Origin of the sequence: Marinactinospora thermotolerans DSM 45154 (assembly GCF_900167435.1) — a bacterium.
Taxonomy (GTDB): domain Bacteria; phylum Actinomycetota; class Actinomycetes; order Streptosporangiales; family Streptosporangiaceae; genus Marinactinospora; species Marinactinospora thermotolerans.
In genome coordinates, this window is record NZ_FUWS01000014.1 from 86,700 (window position 1) to 102,224 (window position 15,525).

General features: G+C 69.3%; 8 protein-coding genes. 7 read left to right on the forward strand and 1 reads right to left on the reverse strand.

All coding sequences use genetic code 11. The annotated features are described in order from the left end of the window. Positions 1–473: 473 nt before the first annotated feature. The 3 genes from B5D66_RS22015 to B5D66_RS22025 all read left to right on the forward strand — a co-directional run bounded on the left by B5D66_RS22015 (position 474) and on the right by B5D66_RS22025 (position 5,852). Positions 474–2,303 carry an AAA family ATPase gene (locus B5D66_RS22015; RefSeq protein ID WP_078763713.1) on the forward strand — a complete coding sequence of 610 codons (1,830 nt, stop codon included), beginning with the start codon at positions 474–476 and terminating at the stop codon, positions 2,301–2,303. Positions 2,304–2,347: 44 nt separating this feature from the next. After that, positions 2,348–3,613 carry an McrC family protein gene (locus B5D66_RS22020; RefSeq protein ID WP_200813750.1) on the forward strand — a complete coding sequence of 422 codons (1,266 nt, stop codon included), beginning with the start codon at positions 2,348–2,350 and terminating at the stop codon, positions 3,611–3,613. Positions 3,614–3,716: 103 nt separating this feature from the next. Beyond that, positions 3,717–5,852 (forward strand): UvrD-helicase domain-containing protein, encoded by a 2,136-nt coding sequence (locus tag B5D66_RS22025; protein ID WP_078763715.1) that lies wholly within the window; start codon positions 3,717–3,719, stop codon positions 5,850–5,852. A gap of 57 nt (positions 5,853–5,909) precedes the next feature. On the opposite strand, the gene B5D66_RS22030 is transcribed toward B5D66_RS22025, so the two are convergent. Next, positions 5,910–7,565: an N-6 DNA methylase gene (locus B5D66_RS22030; RefSeq protein ID WP_078763716.1), complete on the reverse strand. Its 1,656-nt coding sequence runs from the start codon at positions 7,563–7,565 to the stop codon at positions 5,910–5,912. Positions 7,566–8,846: 1,281 nt separating this feature from the next. Here B5D66_RS22030 and B5D66_RS22035 point away from each other — a divergent pair. From B5D66_RS22035 to B5D66_RS22050, 4 genes are all read left to right on the forward strand, one after another. After that, positions 8,847–10,784 carry an ATP-dependent nuclease gene (locus B5D66_RS22035; protein ID WP_159457302.1) on the forward strand — a complete coding sequence of 646 codons (1,938 nt, stop codon included), beginning with the start codon at positions 8,847–8,849 and terminating at the stop codon, positions 10,782–10,784. Then, the gene (locus B5D66_RS22040) at positions 10,781–12,547 is read left to right on the forward strand and encodes an ATP-dependent helicase (RefSeq protein ID WP_078763718.1); all 1,767 of its coding nucleotides are present in this window, start codon (positions 10,781–10,783) and stop codon (positions 12,545–12,547) included. The genes B5D66_RS22035 and B5D66_RS22040 overlap by 4 nt, the downstream gene beginning before the upstream one ends. Before the next feature lie 890 nt (positions 12,548–13,437). Further along, positions 13,438–14,523, forward strand: coding sequence for a phosphate ABC transporter substrate-binding protein PstS (gene pstS / locus B5D66_RS22045; protein WP_078763734.1), 1,086 nt, complete (start codon positions 13,438–13,440; stop codon positions 14,521–14,523). Between the two features lie 106 nt (positions 14,524–14,629). Continuing rightward, on the forward strand, positions 14,630–15,478 hold the full coding sequence (locus B5D66_RS22050) for an SDR family oxidoreductase (protein ID WP_078763735.1): 849 nt from the start codon (positions 14,630–14,632) through the stop codon (positions 15,476–15,478). Positions 15,479–15,525 lie beyond the last annotated feature (47 nt).

Consider the following 15,525-nt stretch of genomic DNA (forward strand, 5'->3'; position numbering starts at 1 on the left):
GCCCTCGGCGGGCCCTCACGCGGCGCGGACTCTCGGTGGCAGGCGCCCGGGGAGGCTTCTCCGGCCACGGAACCCATGCGGCGAGGAGACGCGCGGCCGGTGGGCGGAGCACCGTGGAAGTCCCGAGAGCGGAGGCCCCACCTCCACCGTCCCCTGGTGAGGACCACGTCGGTTCACTTCTCCACCGGTTCGGCATGACGGACTGGACGTCCGGCGCGGTCTGCCGTGACACCGTCCCGTCCCTCACCCGCACACCAGGTGAGACGTGCCTCCGCCGCCTCCCCGTCCGCGGCGGCGGACGGCCGGCCCGGCCCTGTACCACCGTGCCCCCGGCCACGGCTCCGGGCTTCGGCTCCCCGCCGAGCTCCTCCCCCAGGCCGCAATACGCCCGCCTACACCCATGTCGATTGACAGTGTCAACACGTAAACTCTTCGCCGCCCGCGCAGAACCCGCCCCCGGAAGGTGATCGCCCATGTCGCATCCCGGACGCCTCGCCGGCTCCCCCGACTTCCGCATCGAGCTCCCCAAAGGAGGCGAGGCGCGCGGACACCTGCTCTCCGAGACCAACGGCAACGGCACGCACAGGTTCCTCCTGGAAAAGGGGTCAGAGGTGGCCGCCGAGGCATGGCCGGGGCTCCGCGACCACGGACGCCGGTTCCGCGCGGAGCTGCGCGCGAGCGGAGCACTGGCCGACATGCCCGCGGATCCGGAGCGACCGGAGGCGCCACCGCGTTGGGTGGCGGCTCGCGACATCGTGTGCAGCTCCTCCTCCGCCGCCGCCACGCTGGTGTACGGCTACAACGCCTCCGGCCCGGAGTTCTGGCGCACCGACGAAGGTCATCCGCTCGCCGACTACCTGTCCACGAGCTGGCGTCCCCCGCGCAAGGCCTGGCTGGTGCGCGGCTCCAACGTCTCCGGGCACAACCTGGTGCGCCAGCTGTGGCTGGGGGAGGGGATCGTCTCGCTCTCAGGCGCACACCTCCCTCCTCTGGAGGAGACCAATCCGACGAAGAGCACGCTACGCCGCTTCGTCGAGGAGGGATACGAAGGGACGGCCTCGTACAACCAGAAACGGGGCCTCGTCGACGAACTGCACGCCTTCCTGACGCAGATGCGCATCGGCGACACGGTGGCCACCATCGGCGACGGGCAGCTGCACGTCGGGGAGATCACCGGGGAGGCCGTGCAGACCGCGTCGCCGGGCGGCCTGTCCAACCTGCGCAGGAGCGTCGCCTGGCTCCCGGAGAGCCACGCCTACGAGAAGCTGCCGGAGGAGATCCAGCAGAAGCTGTCCGTGCAGCATGACGTCGTCGACCTGACCACTGTCCTGGACACGCTGGACGAGCTCACCGGAGCCACCGGACACACGGATCCGGCGGCGTCCGGCGACACGGACGCGTTCCCCTCCGCGGAGCGGCCCGCGCAGCGCGAACTGTCGCTGCCCGACGTCACCGAGGCCCTCGCCGCCGATCTCCTCGTCCACGACCGCGCCTGGCTGGACGAGATACGCGAACTCCTCTTGGACGAGAGGCAGCTGGTCTTCTACGGTCCGCCGGGCACCGGGAAGACCTACGTGGCGATGAGGCTGGCCGAGTACTTCGGCGGTGGCCCCGAACAGGTCAAGATCGTGCAGTTCCACCCCTCGTACGCCTACGAGGACTTCTTCGAGGGGTTCCGGCCCGTGGAGGACCCCGAGACGCGGGAGGCGGCGTTCCGGCTGACGGCGGGCCCGCTGCGGGAGCTCGCCGACCTCGCCTCCCGCGAAGGCAACCGGCACATCCCCCACTTCCTGATCATCGACGAGATCAACCGCGCCAACCTGGCGAAGGTCTTCGGTGAGCTGTACTTCCTCCTGGAGTACCGTACGAAGTCCGTCAGGCTCACCTACTCCGGAGACGACTTCGCGCTGCCGCCGAACCTGTTCGTGATCGGCACGATGAACACCGCCGACCGCTCGATCGCACTGGTGGACGCGGCGATGCGACGCCGGTTCGCCTTCGTGGAGCTGTCCCCGCGTACCGAGCCGACCGCCGGGCTGCTCCGGCGCTGGCTGGAACGGGAGGGCAGGGACCCCGAACCCGCCCGTCTTCTCGACGCCCTCAACACGCGCATCGACGACGCCGACTTCGCCATCGGCCCCTCGTATCTGATGAAGCCCGGCGTGTACCGTGACGGCGGGCTCGAACGGACCTGGCGGACGAAGATCCTGCCGCTGCTCGAAGAACACCACTACGGCGAGGGTGTCGACGTCGCCGCCCGCTACGGCCTCGACGCGCTGCGCGAGCAGCTTCGGCCGTCATGAGCACGCGGCCGGGCATCGACACGGAGGCGGGTACGCGCACAGGCGTGGACACCGATCCAGCCGTGACCGTGCCCGAGGTGGTACTGCGCGAGCACGGCCCCGCCGTCTCCGTTCCGATCGGCGCCGCGGCCGGGCGGGCCCTGGCCGCCTCCGACATCCTGCGCAGTGCGGCGCCCGACCCCGCGCGGCGCGGGTGCTGGCTGCTGCGGGCGGGCAGCATGGTCGGTGCCGTGCGCGTTCCCAGCGGCCCGGTCGTGCGGATCATGCCCAAGATCCCCGTCGGCCGGCTGTTCTTCCTCCTCGGTTTCAGCCTCGATCCGGCGCGTGCCTGGCGTGACGGGCGGGAGGGCACCGTCGACATCGGTGTCCACGACGACGTCGTCCCGGCGCTCGCCCACGCCGTGGAGCGGCAGATCGATGCGGCGCTGCGGCAGGGGGTCCTCCAGGGCTACCGGGAGGTGGAGGAGTCCGCGCCGGTCCTGCGCGGCCGGCTGCGCGAAGCCGAACAGATCCGGCGGCACTTCGGCCGAACACCGCCCGTGGAGATCGCCCACGACGCCTATACCCCCGACATCGCCGAGAACCGCATCCTGCGCGCCGCCGTCGAGCGGCTGCTGCGGCTGCCGGGCGTCCCGGGCACCGTCCGGCGGCGCCTGGTCCACCAGCGTCTGCGTCTCGCCGACGCCCTGCCGCTGGTACGAGGACAGGAACCACCGCGTTGGCGCCCCTCGCGCCTGAACTCCCGTTACCAGCCCGCGCTGCGGCTCGCCGAGGCCGTCCTGCGCGGCGCCTCGCCGGAGCACCGGACCTGCGGGTCCGAACGGCTCGCGGTGAACGGCTTCCTGCTCGACATGAACAGGCTGTTCGAGGACTTCGTCACCGTCGCCCTTCGCGAGGCCCTTCGGGAACACGGCCTGACCGCGCGCCTCCAGGACCCCCACCACCTCGACATCGCCGGCCTGGTACGGATGCGCCCCGACCTCGTCGTCCGCACCGGTGACGGCCGCACACCACTCGCGGTCGTCGACGCCAAGTACAAGGTCGAGAAGGCCGACGGACTCCTCAACGCCGACCTGTACCAGGCGCTCGCCTACGCCACCGTGCTCGGCCTGCGCGAAGCGCACCTGGTGTACGCGGCCGGACGGCGGCCCGAACGCTTCCACGAGGTACGAGGAACGGCGGCGGGACCGGACGACCAGGGGGTGCGGCTGTACCAGCACAGCCTCGACCTCTCCCACGAGCCCGAACGGCTCCTGGCGGCTCTCCGGGGGATCGCCGGACGGCTGGCCGAGACCGTGTCGCGTTCGTGACCGTCGAACACCACGAGGAGACCTCCGCTCTCCCCGACCCCCTCACCGGAACCGGACCGCTGCCCGATGCACCGGACCGAGCAGTCAGAAAGGAAGAGAGACCATGCCCCGGCTCGCCTTCGCCCAGAGCTTCTGGGACGGCTACGACGCCCTGGAGAAGCCCGTCCGAGCCGGAGTGCGCAAGGCCATGGCGAAATTCCAGGCCATGACCGTCGCCGAACTCAACGCGGACAAGGGACTGCACCTGGAGTCCGTCGAGAACGCCCGTGACCGGCGGATACGCACCATCCGCATCACCGACTTCTGGCGCGGCGTCGTCCTCGCCCCCGATGATGGCAGCGATGTGTTCCTGCTGGTCAACGTCCTGCCGCACGACGACGCCTACGCCTGGGCGGCGAAACGCCTCTACAGCGCCAACACCGCGACCCGTGCCCTGGAGGTACGCAACGCCGTCGCCTTGGACGAGCTGACGCCCCTGTACGAGACGGCCGCGCGCACGGCCCCCCGGCTGTTGTTCGCGGACGTCTCCGACGGCACGTTGCGCGAGCTCGGCATCGACGACCAGGTCCTGCGCGCCGCGCGTTCCGTGGTGGACAAGGCGCAGCTGGAGGCGTTCTCCACACTCCTGCCGGAGGACCAGCTGGAGGTGCTGCAGTACCTCGCCGAGGGCTTCAGCCCGGAGGAGGTCTACCGGGACGTCGTCGCCGTCCGCCGCCCCGCCGACGCACCCGCCGAACCGGTCGAGGACCTGGCCACGGTGATCGCCAACACCCCGGCCCGTATCCGCCTGGTCACCGGGCAGCAGGAGCTGGAGGAGATCCTGGAGAAGCCGTTCGCCGCCTGGCGGGTCTTCCTCCACCCTTCCCAGCGGCGCGTCGCCTACCGCACCTCTTATGGAGGTCCCGTCCAGGTCACCGGCGGGCCCGGGACGGGTAAGACGGTGGCCGCCCTGCACCGGGTCAAGCACCTGCTCGGCGGTTCCGACGACGGCCGCATCCTGCTCACCACCTACACCAACGCCCTCGCCACCGGGCTGCGCGAGATGCTCGGTCTGCTCCTCGACGAGGACGAGAAGCTGCTGGCACGGGTCGACGTGACGACGGTCGACGCCTATGCGAACGGCGTCGTGCGCGCGGCATCGGCGTCCGCGCCCAAACCGATCGACGACCGGGAACAACGGCGGCTGTGGGAGAAGGTCGTCAAGCAGCTCGGTCTGCCGTTCACCGCCCGGTTCCTGGCCCAGGAGTACCGGCACGTCATCCTCGGCCAGGACCTCCGCGATCTCGACGCCTATCTCGCCGCGAGCCGCCGCGGTCGCGGCACCGGACTCGGCCCCGCGCGCCGCCGGCTGCTGTGGAGCGGCGTAGAGCGGTTCGAGCGGCTCCTGCACGACCGCGGTCAAACCACCCACCTGGGCGTATGCGCCCGCGCCGCCGAACTGCTCGCCGCCGGGCCGGCCCCGTACGCCCATGTCGTCGTCGACGAGGCACAGGACCTGCATCCCGCCCAGTGGCGCGTGCTGCGCGCCGCGGTTCCCCCGGGGCCCGATGACCTGTTCCTCACCGGAGACCCTCACCAGCGGATCTACGACTCCAGGGTGACGCTCGGCTCCCTGGGCATCGCCACGGCCGGGCGCAGCTTCCGCCTGCGCGTCAACTACCGCTCCACCGAGGAGATCCTCACCTGGTCCGCACGGCTCCTCGCCCCCGTCACCGTCGACGCGCTCGAGGGCGAGGGGAGCGACTCGCTGGCCGGGTACCGCTCCCTGCTCCACGGGCGTCAGCCCCGGACACAGGGGTATGCGACCCGCCGGGAAGAGACCGAGGCTCTGGTGGAGCGGGTCCGGACGCTGCTCGACGAAGGCCTCGCACCGCACGAGATCGGCGTGTGCGCACGCTTCAACCTCTCCCTGGACGCGGCCGAGGAGAAACTGAAGTCCGCAGGCATCCCGGTGCTACGGGTCAAGGGGCAGGCGGCGCAGGGGCCCGAGGGTGTACGGCTGGCCACGATGCACGCGATGAAGGGGCTGGAGTTCCGAGCGGTGTCCGTCCTCGGCGTCACCGAGGACAGCGTCCCGTTCGCCCGTGAAGTCACCCCACGCGAGATGGATCCGTTGCAGCACGACGCCGACCTGCTCCGAGAGCGCTGTCTTCTCTTCGTCGCCTGCACTCGCGCTCGTGAAACGCTGAGTGTGACCTGGAGCGGGACTCCCAGTCCGTTCCTGCCGCAGGCCGCCTGACCTGCCATCCGGCACCGCCCGGCGCGGGGCGCCCGTCGAGGGTGCCCCGCACGTTCCTCACTCCTCCGGTGCCAAGGCTCCCGTGGCGAGGCCGTCACGGGCGACCTCGGCGAGCCGGCGGCTCAACTCGTCCACTTCGCGCATTCCCTCCTCGAACGCGGACAGGGCTCGGAAGGCAGAGCCATAACGGCGCTGCTCGTCGATGCCCATACGAGGGATACGTGCTCCCCTGGTGTCGAGACGGAAGGTCCCGCTGGCGCTCGTGGAGCGACGGGCGTTGACGGAGCTGCGCAGGAATCCCCGGAGGAAATCCGTGTCGAGCTGCTCGCTGGCCGAGACCGGTTCCGGACCGTCGTAGGCGACGAGCCCGGCGCGAGCGAGATCCGCGATGCTGGCGGTGACACCGTTCAGCGAACCCGATCCGTCACCCGGTTCGAGATCGGGCAGGAGCGCGGCGAGCCGGCGGATCCTCTCCTCCAGCTCCTTGCGCAAGGAGACGTACTCACCGGGATAGTCCCGATGCCGGACGCGCAGATGACTGCCGGGGGTCAGGTCGACGATGTCGTCGAGGAGTTCGATCAACGACACGTCGGCGACCTGATCGGGGCGTGGTTCCAGACCTCCGTCAGGATTGTTCTCAGTCAGGTCGACCATGCGCACGGTGTGGTCCGTATCCGTCCCCTCCGCGTTCCCAGGACGCCGCAGACACCAGAGATGGACGGGCATGGCGTGGGAGGACGCCGTCCCCGGCGGCAGGGCCACCACTTGGCGCAGGATACCCCGGCGTACCAGTTCCGCCCGGATGCGGCGGCCCGCCTTGCGGTAGGCGACCGAGGCGGGCATGACCATGAGGACCTGACCACCGGGTTTTGTGTGCGCATAGGCATGCTGGAGCCACGCGAGCTCCCCTTCGGCCTTGGACGGGATACCGAGTTCCCAGCGGGAATCGAGCAGCAGCTCCTCTCGTCCCCACTCGGTCACACCGCCCGGTGGATCGCAGACGACCAGATCGGCCCTGAGGTCCTGCCATCCGTCCGTACGCAGGGAATCACCCGCCACGACGCGCACATCCGACCGGCCCGCGAGTTCGGCGCGGAGTCGCGCGAAGCGGGCACTGTCGGCATCGATCTCCTGGCCGCGGCAACGCACGCCCGTTTCGGAGGCGACGGCCAGGAGCAGCCCACCGATCCCACATGCGGGATCGAAGACCGTGGCGTCGGCCGGCAGAGGGGGAGCGAAGTGACGCACGGCACGGACCACGCGCTCGGAGGTCACCTGGTCCGATCCCGCACGCCGAGCGGACTCGATGAACCGCTCCGCCAACCCGTTGACAAGGGCGACGGGGGTCTCGGTCCGAACGAGCTCCTGTACGCGAACGGCGACGTCGTCCGGCGGCCTCGGTCCCCGCTCTCCGGCCAGCATCCCGGCCACCTCCGCCAGGCCCGTGACCATCTGCTCCCCATACGCGGCCCGCATGGTCTGCCAGAGCTCGACCTCGGGTGACACTTCCTGGCCTTTGCGCTGCCTGTCCAGCCACGCCTGGACCTCAGCGAGCACATAGAGCGGGCTGTTCGAGGCACCTCCCGCCGGCTCGGGGAAGTCGTCGTAGCGCCGGCGCCAGTTGGAGACGGCGGCCCGAGTGACCCCTGCCAGCCGGGCGATCTCGGAGCCGGTGACAAGAGGGCCGACCGGTGAAGCGGCGTTGTCCGTCATACTCCCAGCGTACACGGATGAGCACACATCTCCCAGAGGTAAGCATGTTGACGATGTACACGGATTGATGGCAACATCTCGCGTGTACTCGCTTCCCTCCGGTCCAGCGCGGCGCATCCGCCCCTGTCCGATTCTGGAATCTCCACCGCCCGCTCCGCCCCACGCTCATCGGGACCACTCATGCGCACCTTCTCCCGGCCGGCCCGTGACCGCTCACACCGGTGGCGCCGAAGACCGACCACCTCAGCGCCCGTCTCCCCCCGTTCGTGTCGCACTCGCAGCATCGACCAGCGCCCTTCCACCACGGTCGGCACGGCGGCACGCCGATGCGTCTTCGTGAGGACCGGTCCCCTCACCCGGACGTCGACCGCCCTGACCCCGGCCCTGCCGGGAAGAGCCAGGACCTCGACGACCACCTACCACGGCCTCCGTTCGCATGCTTTCCATCTCGAAGAGGTCCCGTTCCGCCACACGCCCTGGCCGGTTCCACGCTGCGCCGCTCACCCGATCGCCCCTCGCAGGAAGGCCGCGCGGCGGTGCCGCCTTGTGACTGTGACGCTCGGTGTTCCCGCTGCACTCGTCGCCGCGGAATACGTCGTTCCACGGCTCCACGGCGTGAACCCATGTCGCACACCATGGGCGTCCAGGCCGTCGAAAGCGTCCACCATGCCGTCACCGTGTCCCTGCTCTCCGGCGACGGCCTCCGCCGACCGCGAAAACGACGTCCCTGTTCCCGCCTGGCGGCCACGATGACCGCTCGGTGAGGAGCCGTGCCGGGGATCCGGGCAGGTCGTCACAGATGGCGGTCACGAGGGCGCGGACCCGGTGATTCACGTCGCCGTGAAGAGCCGGGCCTGTCTCCCTCCACCGGGCTCCTGGCCCGAACAAGGAGTCATGACGTCCTCGAACGCGAGGACGGCCCCTTCGTCGGAATCCCCCTCACCTGCGCGAAGAGCCGGAAGACCTCGCGCGGCCGTCTCCTCGCAGGTGACGCCGTCGACCGCGCCGTCCGCCTACGCGAGTCCGCCGCAAAGTCCCCGAGCACAGAGCAGACCACCCGTCACAGCAGAAGATCACCCGCGGACATCCCGTGGTGGCCACGCCCGGCACGACAGACGCCGATCCGGCGATTCGCCGGTTCGTCCGCACACCTCATACCCGACACGAAGAGGAACACGAAAGGCATCCACTGTGGAGAACGTCGCAGCGACAGTCCCCCGAAGCAATACGACCAAGATGGAATCAGAGGCTTCCTCGAACCAGGGGAAGCCCGGAGCCGGAATGTACCTGCAACAGCTCGACATCAAGAATTTCCGGTCCTGCTACGACGTGAAGGTCGAGTTCCGACCGGACGTCACACTCCTCGTCGGCGAGAACAACTCCGGCAAGACCAACATCATCGAGGCGCTGAGGCTGGTCACCACACCCCTCAGCCGCAGAGCCACGCGCTGGTTCGACGAATCCGATCTGTCACACGGCGAAGAGCTCACGGAAGCCGCGTTCCGGGCGACGTACGGTGGTCTGACCAGGGCGCAACGTGCTCACTACATCACCGCGCTCGACCACGAGACGAACCAGGCCGTCTACACCACGACCTACAAGCGGGATCCCGTGCGGCAGCGGATACGGCCCAGCGTGACGGTCGGCCCCATGGGAGGACCAGATGCCGAACCTGAGAAACGCGGCCAAATCGCTCACGTCTACCTGGCGCCGTTGCGGGACGCGCAGCGGGAACTGGACTCTTCGGACGGCAACCGGCTGCTGCGGATCATCCGCTACCTCACCAGCGACGCGGAGCAGGAGGAGTTCCGCGCAAGGGCGAACGCCTCATTCGACGGCCTCACGGGCCATCCGGTCCTGACCTCGACGATCAAGGAGATCCAGAGCCATCTTGGAGAGCTGACCGACCCGGTGCGCGGACAGACCGTGGAGATCACCTTCGCCGAGTACGAATTGCACCGGTTGACACGGAACCTGCGCGTGAAGATGGCCGAGGCCGGTATCGCGCCGGCCGACCTCACCGAGTCGGGCCTGGGTTACGCCAACCTCCTCTTCATCGCGACCGTCATCCTGGAGCTGCGCAAAGCCCAGGACATGGAACTGACGCTGTTCCTCGTCGAAGAACCCGAGGCCCACCTCCATCCCCAACTCCAGGCGGTCCTTCTGGACTACCTGTGCGAGCAGGCCGCGGCCTCGCTCAGGGACGACACCTGGGGCCCGGCCGGTCGCATCCAGGTCGTCGCGACCACCCACTCGCCGAATCTGGCCAGCAGTATGGGAATCGAGCACGTGGTGGCGCTGCGCCCCCGGACAGAGGAGGAGAGGGGGCGGAACGGCGAGAGCCGGGAGAAGACGGTCCAACGCCGGAAGACGCAGGCTCTTCCTCTGGCCCGGCTTCCCCTCACCGACGAGGAGCGACGGAAGATCGACCAGTACCTGGACGCCACCCGGGCCGGCCTGCTCTTCGCTCGCCGTGTCATCCTCGTCGAAGGGATCGCGGAGGCGGTCCTGCTACCGGTCATCGCCCGTCATTGCGTCCTCGATGGCGCTGAACAGGCGGAACAACGACGCGGGTTCCGCGCTGTCACGGTCGTCAACGTCGGCAGCGTCGACTTCGCCCCCTACATCACGCTCCTGCTTTCGACGGTGAACGGCTGCCGGTTGCTCGACAGGTTGACCATCGTGACCGACCGTGATCCGAAGATCCCTGAAGAGAAGAAGACCGCCAACGGTCAGGTCGGCGTCCGGCCGGCGGCCACGGCCGCAGTCCCGACCGCAGCCGCCACCGGCGAGAAAGCCGAAGACGACGGGGGACGACCGGACGATGATGCCGCCACCGTGGTGGACAACCGCAAGGATCGTCTGCTCGCCCACGCCGAATCGATCGGGGCGAAGGAACACCTGGTCGTGGCCGAAGCACCACACACCCTTGAGGCCGATCTCCTCGCCCCCGAAGTCAACGAGCCGCTGCTCCGCACCGCCTTCCTGAAGCAACATCCACGCTCGCAGAAGAAATGGCGGGAGATCGTCGACGACGGGCGGGGCCGCGCCTGGGGTTTCTACCTGAGGCTGCACAAGGACAAGAAGCTCATCAGCAAGGGCGAGTTCGCCCACGACGTGGCGCTGGGCATCGAGAGCGGCGCGGACTTCGAACCACCCCACTACCTGGTCGAGGCCATCCGTGGCGTCCTGTTGGACGAGACAGGCGGTGAGGGTTGAACACCCCGAAACTGACCGACGGACAGCGGGCGCTCGTCGATGCCGAACAGAGTCTGTTCGCCGCCGCCTGCCCCGGCGCAGGCAAGACCCGGGCCATGGTGGCCCGCTTCCTGAAGCGGGCCGGAGAGGAAAACCGGCGGGGCATCGCCCTCGTCTCCTTCACCAACACCGCGGTGGAGGAGGTACGCCGCCGGTGTGGGGATCGGGTGGAGGTTCTATGTGCGCCGCACTTCGTCGGTACGTTCGACGCCTTCATTCACCGCTTCATCGTCACGCCCTTGTATGTCAAGGCGTTCAAGCGGAAACCGGACTACGTTCGGTCCTGGCAGGACATAGAGAGCACACGCTTCCGTCTCCCCGACATGGGGAGGACCAGGAGCCTGGAGTTCGACTGGTTCGACTTCTCCGCGGACGGACGGGCCCATCTGAATTCGGACCGGGTTCCGAGGGATTTCGGTAACGCCGAAGCCCACCGGATGCTAAAACGACGCAGAAAGGAGGCGGAGAACGCCGCTCACAACATCTTCTGGCGTCTCGTCAGGGCAGGGACCCTCAGTTGTGAAGCGGCCCGTCTCATGGCCGAGTTCTGGCTGAACCGCCCTGAGGAGCAGAACGTACTCGCTCCGCTGCTGCACGCCCGTTTCGCCGAGGTCATCGTGGACGAGGCCCAGGACTGCGGCCGCGAGGAGCTGCGCGTCCTGAGGTTCCTCCGCGACTGCGGAATCCGTATCGTCATGGTCGGCGACATGGACCAGTCGATCTACGAGTTTCGACAGTCGACCCCCGCGGCCGTACAGGATTTCGCCTCCGGCCTGCCGGGCCGGCTCACCCTGGAGGACAATTGGCGGAGTTCCCCGGCCATCTGCGCCTTCAACAGGAGCCTGAGATCCGGACGACTGGTGGAGACGGCCCGCGGTGACCGATCCATCGTCCAGACCCCGGTGCACCTGATCGGATTCTCAAAACCGAACCAGATCGTGCCTGCGGCTCTGGAAGTCGCCGAACAGTACAAACTGGCGGTGGAGGACCTGATGATTCTGTCGTACGCCGAGGCGACCGGATCGAAGGCGGCCGGTGGCGTGCCTGTCGACGACTCGGGCTCCAACCGTGTTCTCGCCATCGCCAACGCCGGTTTCAGGCTCAGATCGCGAGAGACGGACGCCGGAACACGCCGGAAGGCGATCGATCAGGTTCGGCGCGCTGTCTTGTCGGCCCTCACCCTGGACATCGAGACGAAGCACCACGGCTTCGCCGCCATCTGTGAGCGGATAGGCGTGGAACCACGCCGGTTGGAGTCCTTCGCGGTACGCCTGGCCGTAGGGCTCGACGCCACCGGAAAGACCCGGCAGGCGTTCGCCGCGGAGGTGCGCGACTTCCTCGCGGCAGTGGACTGGGGGGACGTGCCCTCTCCCGATTCCAGCACCCTCGGAAGGCTTTTCAGGGCGCCACCGGAGGAGGTTTGGGCGAGCGTCACACGTTCCGGCACCGTTCCACGGATCCGCCATTCGACCGTCCACGGCGTCAAGGGCATGGAATTTCCCGGAGTGGTGCTCGTCCTACCGGAGAGACTGAAAGCCGACCCGACCACGGGACGGACCGTCTTGGACGATTGGGAAGGTGGACACGACACCGAAGCCCGGCGCGTTCTCTACGTCGCCGGATCACGAGCGCAGGAGCTACTGATGTGTGCGGTACATCGTCGGCACATCGACAGGGTGGCCGCGCTGCTCGGCAGTAAAGGCGTCCCCCACCTCAGAACATAGGATCTGCCACAGGACGGCCGAGCAGGACCCCACGTCACGTCCGGTGCTGAGGTGGCTCCTCCGCGGCGGGGGAACACCCCCGGCATCCTCCGCCCCGCACGGCTCCAGGAACCGACACGGGACCACTGGATCCGCACCGGCCGGCTGTTCTCGGCCCCGTGTTTCTGACCAGTGGGTCCGTCCGATCACCGACCGGATCCGGATCCGAGCACGGTATGCAGCAGGATGGTCCCCGCCTGCGGAGCGACGTCAGCACAGCCATGACGCGGCTCGGGTGTAGTGGCGGTCCAGGTCGACGCCGCTTCGACGCTGACGGTCATGACGTCTCTCCCCTCAGCGGGCGAGGCGATCGCGTGGTCCTGGCTTCGGCGACGCCCCAGAGCTCGAAGGCGCACAGGGTGGTGTCGACGACACCGTCACATTCTGTGAGGACAACCTGGAAGGCGGTCGGTGACCACCGCAGGACCCCGGGCGGGGGCACCCGGTGCCTGGTCGCCTGCCCGGCGCTGTCGGGGTGGCCCACCGGAGGCGCCCCGCTACGGCCGAGGACGGGGCGGCGCGGGAGAGGACGCCCTCGGGCCGGCCCACGGCGGGACGACCACGGGGGCGAGGCCGTGTCCCCGCGAGGCGTGTGGCCCGATCGCCCCTGGCCCGCCGGCCCCCGGAGGCGGCACGGGACGCGCCTTCCGGCCCCTTCCACCCCTGATAGGACGCGGAGCCGGGCGGCCTCCCGCAGACCTGCACTGTTCTCCCTGTTGTAAATTCTTCGACGGCGTCCGATCACTTTCGCGCCATCTGTCCGTCACCGGGCGTCCTCCGTGCACACACTAGGCGGACCCGGCGTTGTCGAGGGGGAATTCAGAGCAGTGCAGGCGTCGACCTACCGAAGGATGTCCACGATCGCGCTGGCCGGCGCGGTCGCGCTGGCGACGGGGTGCGGCAGCGACAACGCCGTCCGCGGCACCGCTCCGGTTCCGGTCCCCGCCGACCTGGAGTGTCTGTCCGGCAGCATCTCCGGCGCGGGATCCAGCGCGCAGGAGAACGCGATGCAGGTGTGGATCGCCGGCTACCAGACCGCCTGCCAGGACTCGCTGGTGTTCTACGACGCGATCGGCTCGGGCGGCGGGCGCAGCCAGTTCATCGACGGCGCCGTGGACTTCGCCGGCTCCGACGCCGCGCTGGACCCCGAGGAGACCGAGGAGGCCAGGGCGCGCTGCCACGGGTCCGACCCGATCAACATCCCGGCCTACGTGGTGCCGATCGCCGTGGTGTTCCATCTGGAGGGCGTGGACTCCCTCGACCTGACCCCGCAGACCATCGCGCGGATCTTCGGGCAGGAGATCACCCACTGGGACGACCCGGCCATCGCCGAGACCAACCCCGGCGTGGACCTGCCGCACACGCCGATCACCCCGGTCAGCCGCTCCGACGAGTCCGGCACCACCGAGAACTTCACCGCCTATCTGGCCGCCGCGGCCGGTGACGCCTGGCCGCACGAGGCCGACGGGCAGTGGCCGATCCCCGCGGCCGAGGCCGGGCAGGGCAACAGCGGCGTCGCCCAGGCCGTCGAGGGCGGCAACGGGACGATCGGCTACGTCGAGGCCTCCCACGTCGGGCACATGTCCACGGTGCGGGTCGGGGTCGGTGGCGAGTTCGTGGAGCTGTCCCCGGAATCGGCCGCGGCCGTCGTGGCCTCCTCCCCCGAACGCGAGGGCGGCCCCGAACACGACCACGCCCTCGAACTCGACTACGGCACCACCGAGGCGGGCACCTACCCGATCGTCCTGGTGAGCTACGAGATCGCCTGCATGGAGTACGCCGACGAGAACGAGGCGGCGGGCGTCACCGCCTTCCTCGACTACGTGATCAGCGAGGAGGGCCAGCAGGCCGCCTCCGACGAGACCGGGTCGGCGCCGTTGTCGGAGGAGATGCGGACCAAGCTCCAGGAGTCCATCGACGCGATCGGCGTGGCCTGACACCGCCTCCGCCCGCCGCCCATGGCGGCGGGCGGGTTTACCCCCGTGTCCGCGGGATAGCCGTGGGATGGATCGCGACGGACACGAAGAGACGGGGGTGTGCGGCATGACGCAGCCGGACGCGCAGAGCCAGCCCTATCCCGGGCGGACCGGGCCGATGACGCCCGAACCACGCGACGAGATGCGCGACTATGAGGGGCGGGGCCTGCTCTCCGGGAAAAAGGCGCTGATCAGCGGCGGCGACTCCGGGATCGGGCGCGCGGTGGCGATCGCCTTCGCCAAGGAGGGCGCCGACGTCGCGATCGCCTACCTGGAGGAGCACGAGGACGCCCGGCGCACCGCGGAACTGGTGGAGCAGGCCGGCGCGCGCTGCCTGCCCATCCCGGGGGACCTCGGCGACGAGGCACACTGCGCGGACGTGGTGGCGCGCGCGGTCGCCGAGTTCGGCGGGCTCGACATCGTGGTGGCCCACCACGGCACCCAGGCCCCGGTGGAGGATTTCGCGAAGCTGAGCACCCAACAGCTGACCCGCACCTACCAGGTCAACGTGTTCGGGGTGTTCTGGCTGCTGCGGGAGGCGGTCCCGCACCTGCCCGAGGGCGGCTCGGTCATCATCACCGGATCGGTCAACGGCCTGCGCGGCAACAAGAGCCTGATCGACTACGCCACCTCCAAGGCCGCGGTGATGAACCTGACGTACTGCCTGGCCCAGCACTACACGGACAAGGGGATCCGGTTCAACTGCGTCGCCCCCGGCCCGGTGTGGACACCGCTGATCCCGGCGACGTTGCCGGAGGAGAAGGTCGAGGGGTTCGGACAGCAGGCCCCGATGGGCCGGGCCGCGGACCCCGACGAGATCGCCCCCTCCTACGTGTTCTTCGCCAGCGGCCGGCTGTCGTCCTACTACACGGGCGAGGTGCTGGCGCCCATCGGCGGGGAGATCCAGTCGAGCTGACGTCGCGCGCGGCGCCCGGAAAACCCGTTTGAGCGGGCGCCGCGTGG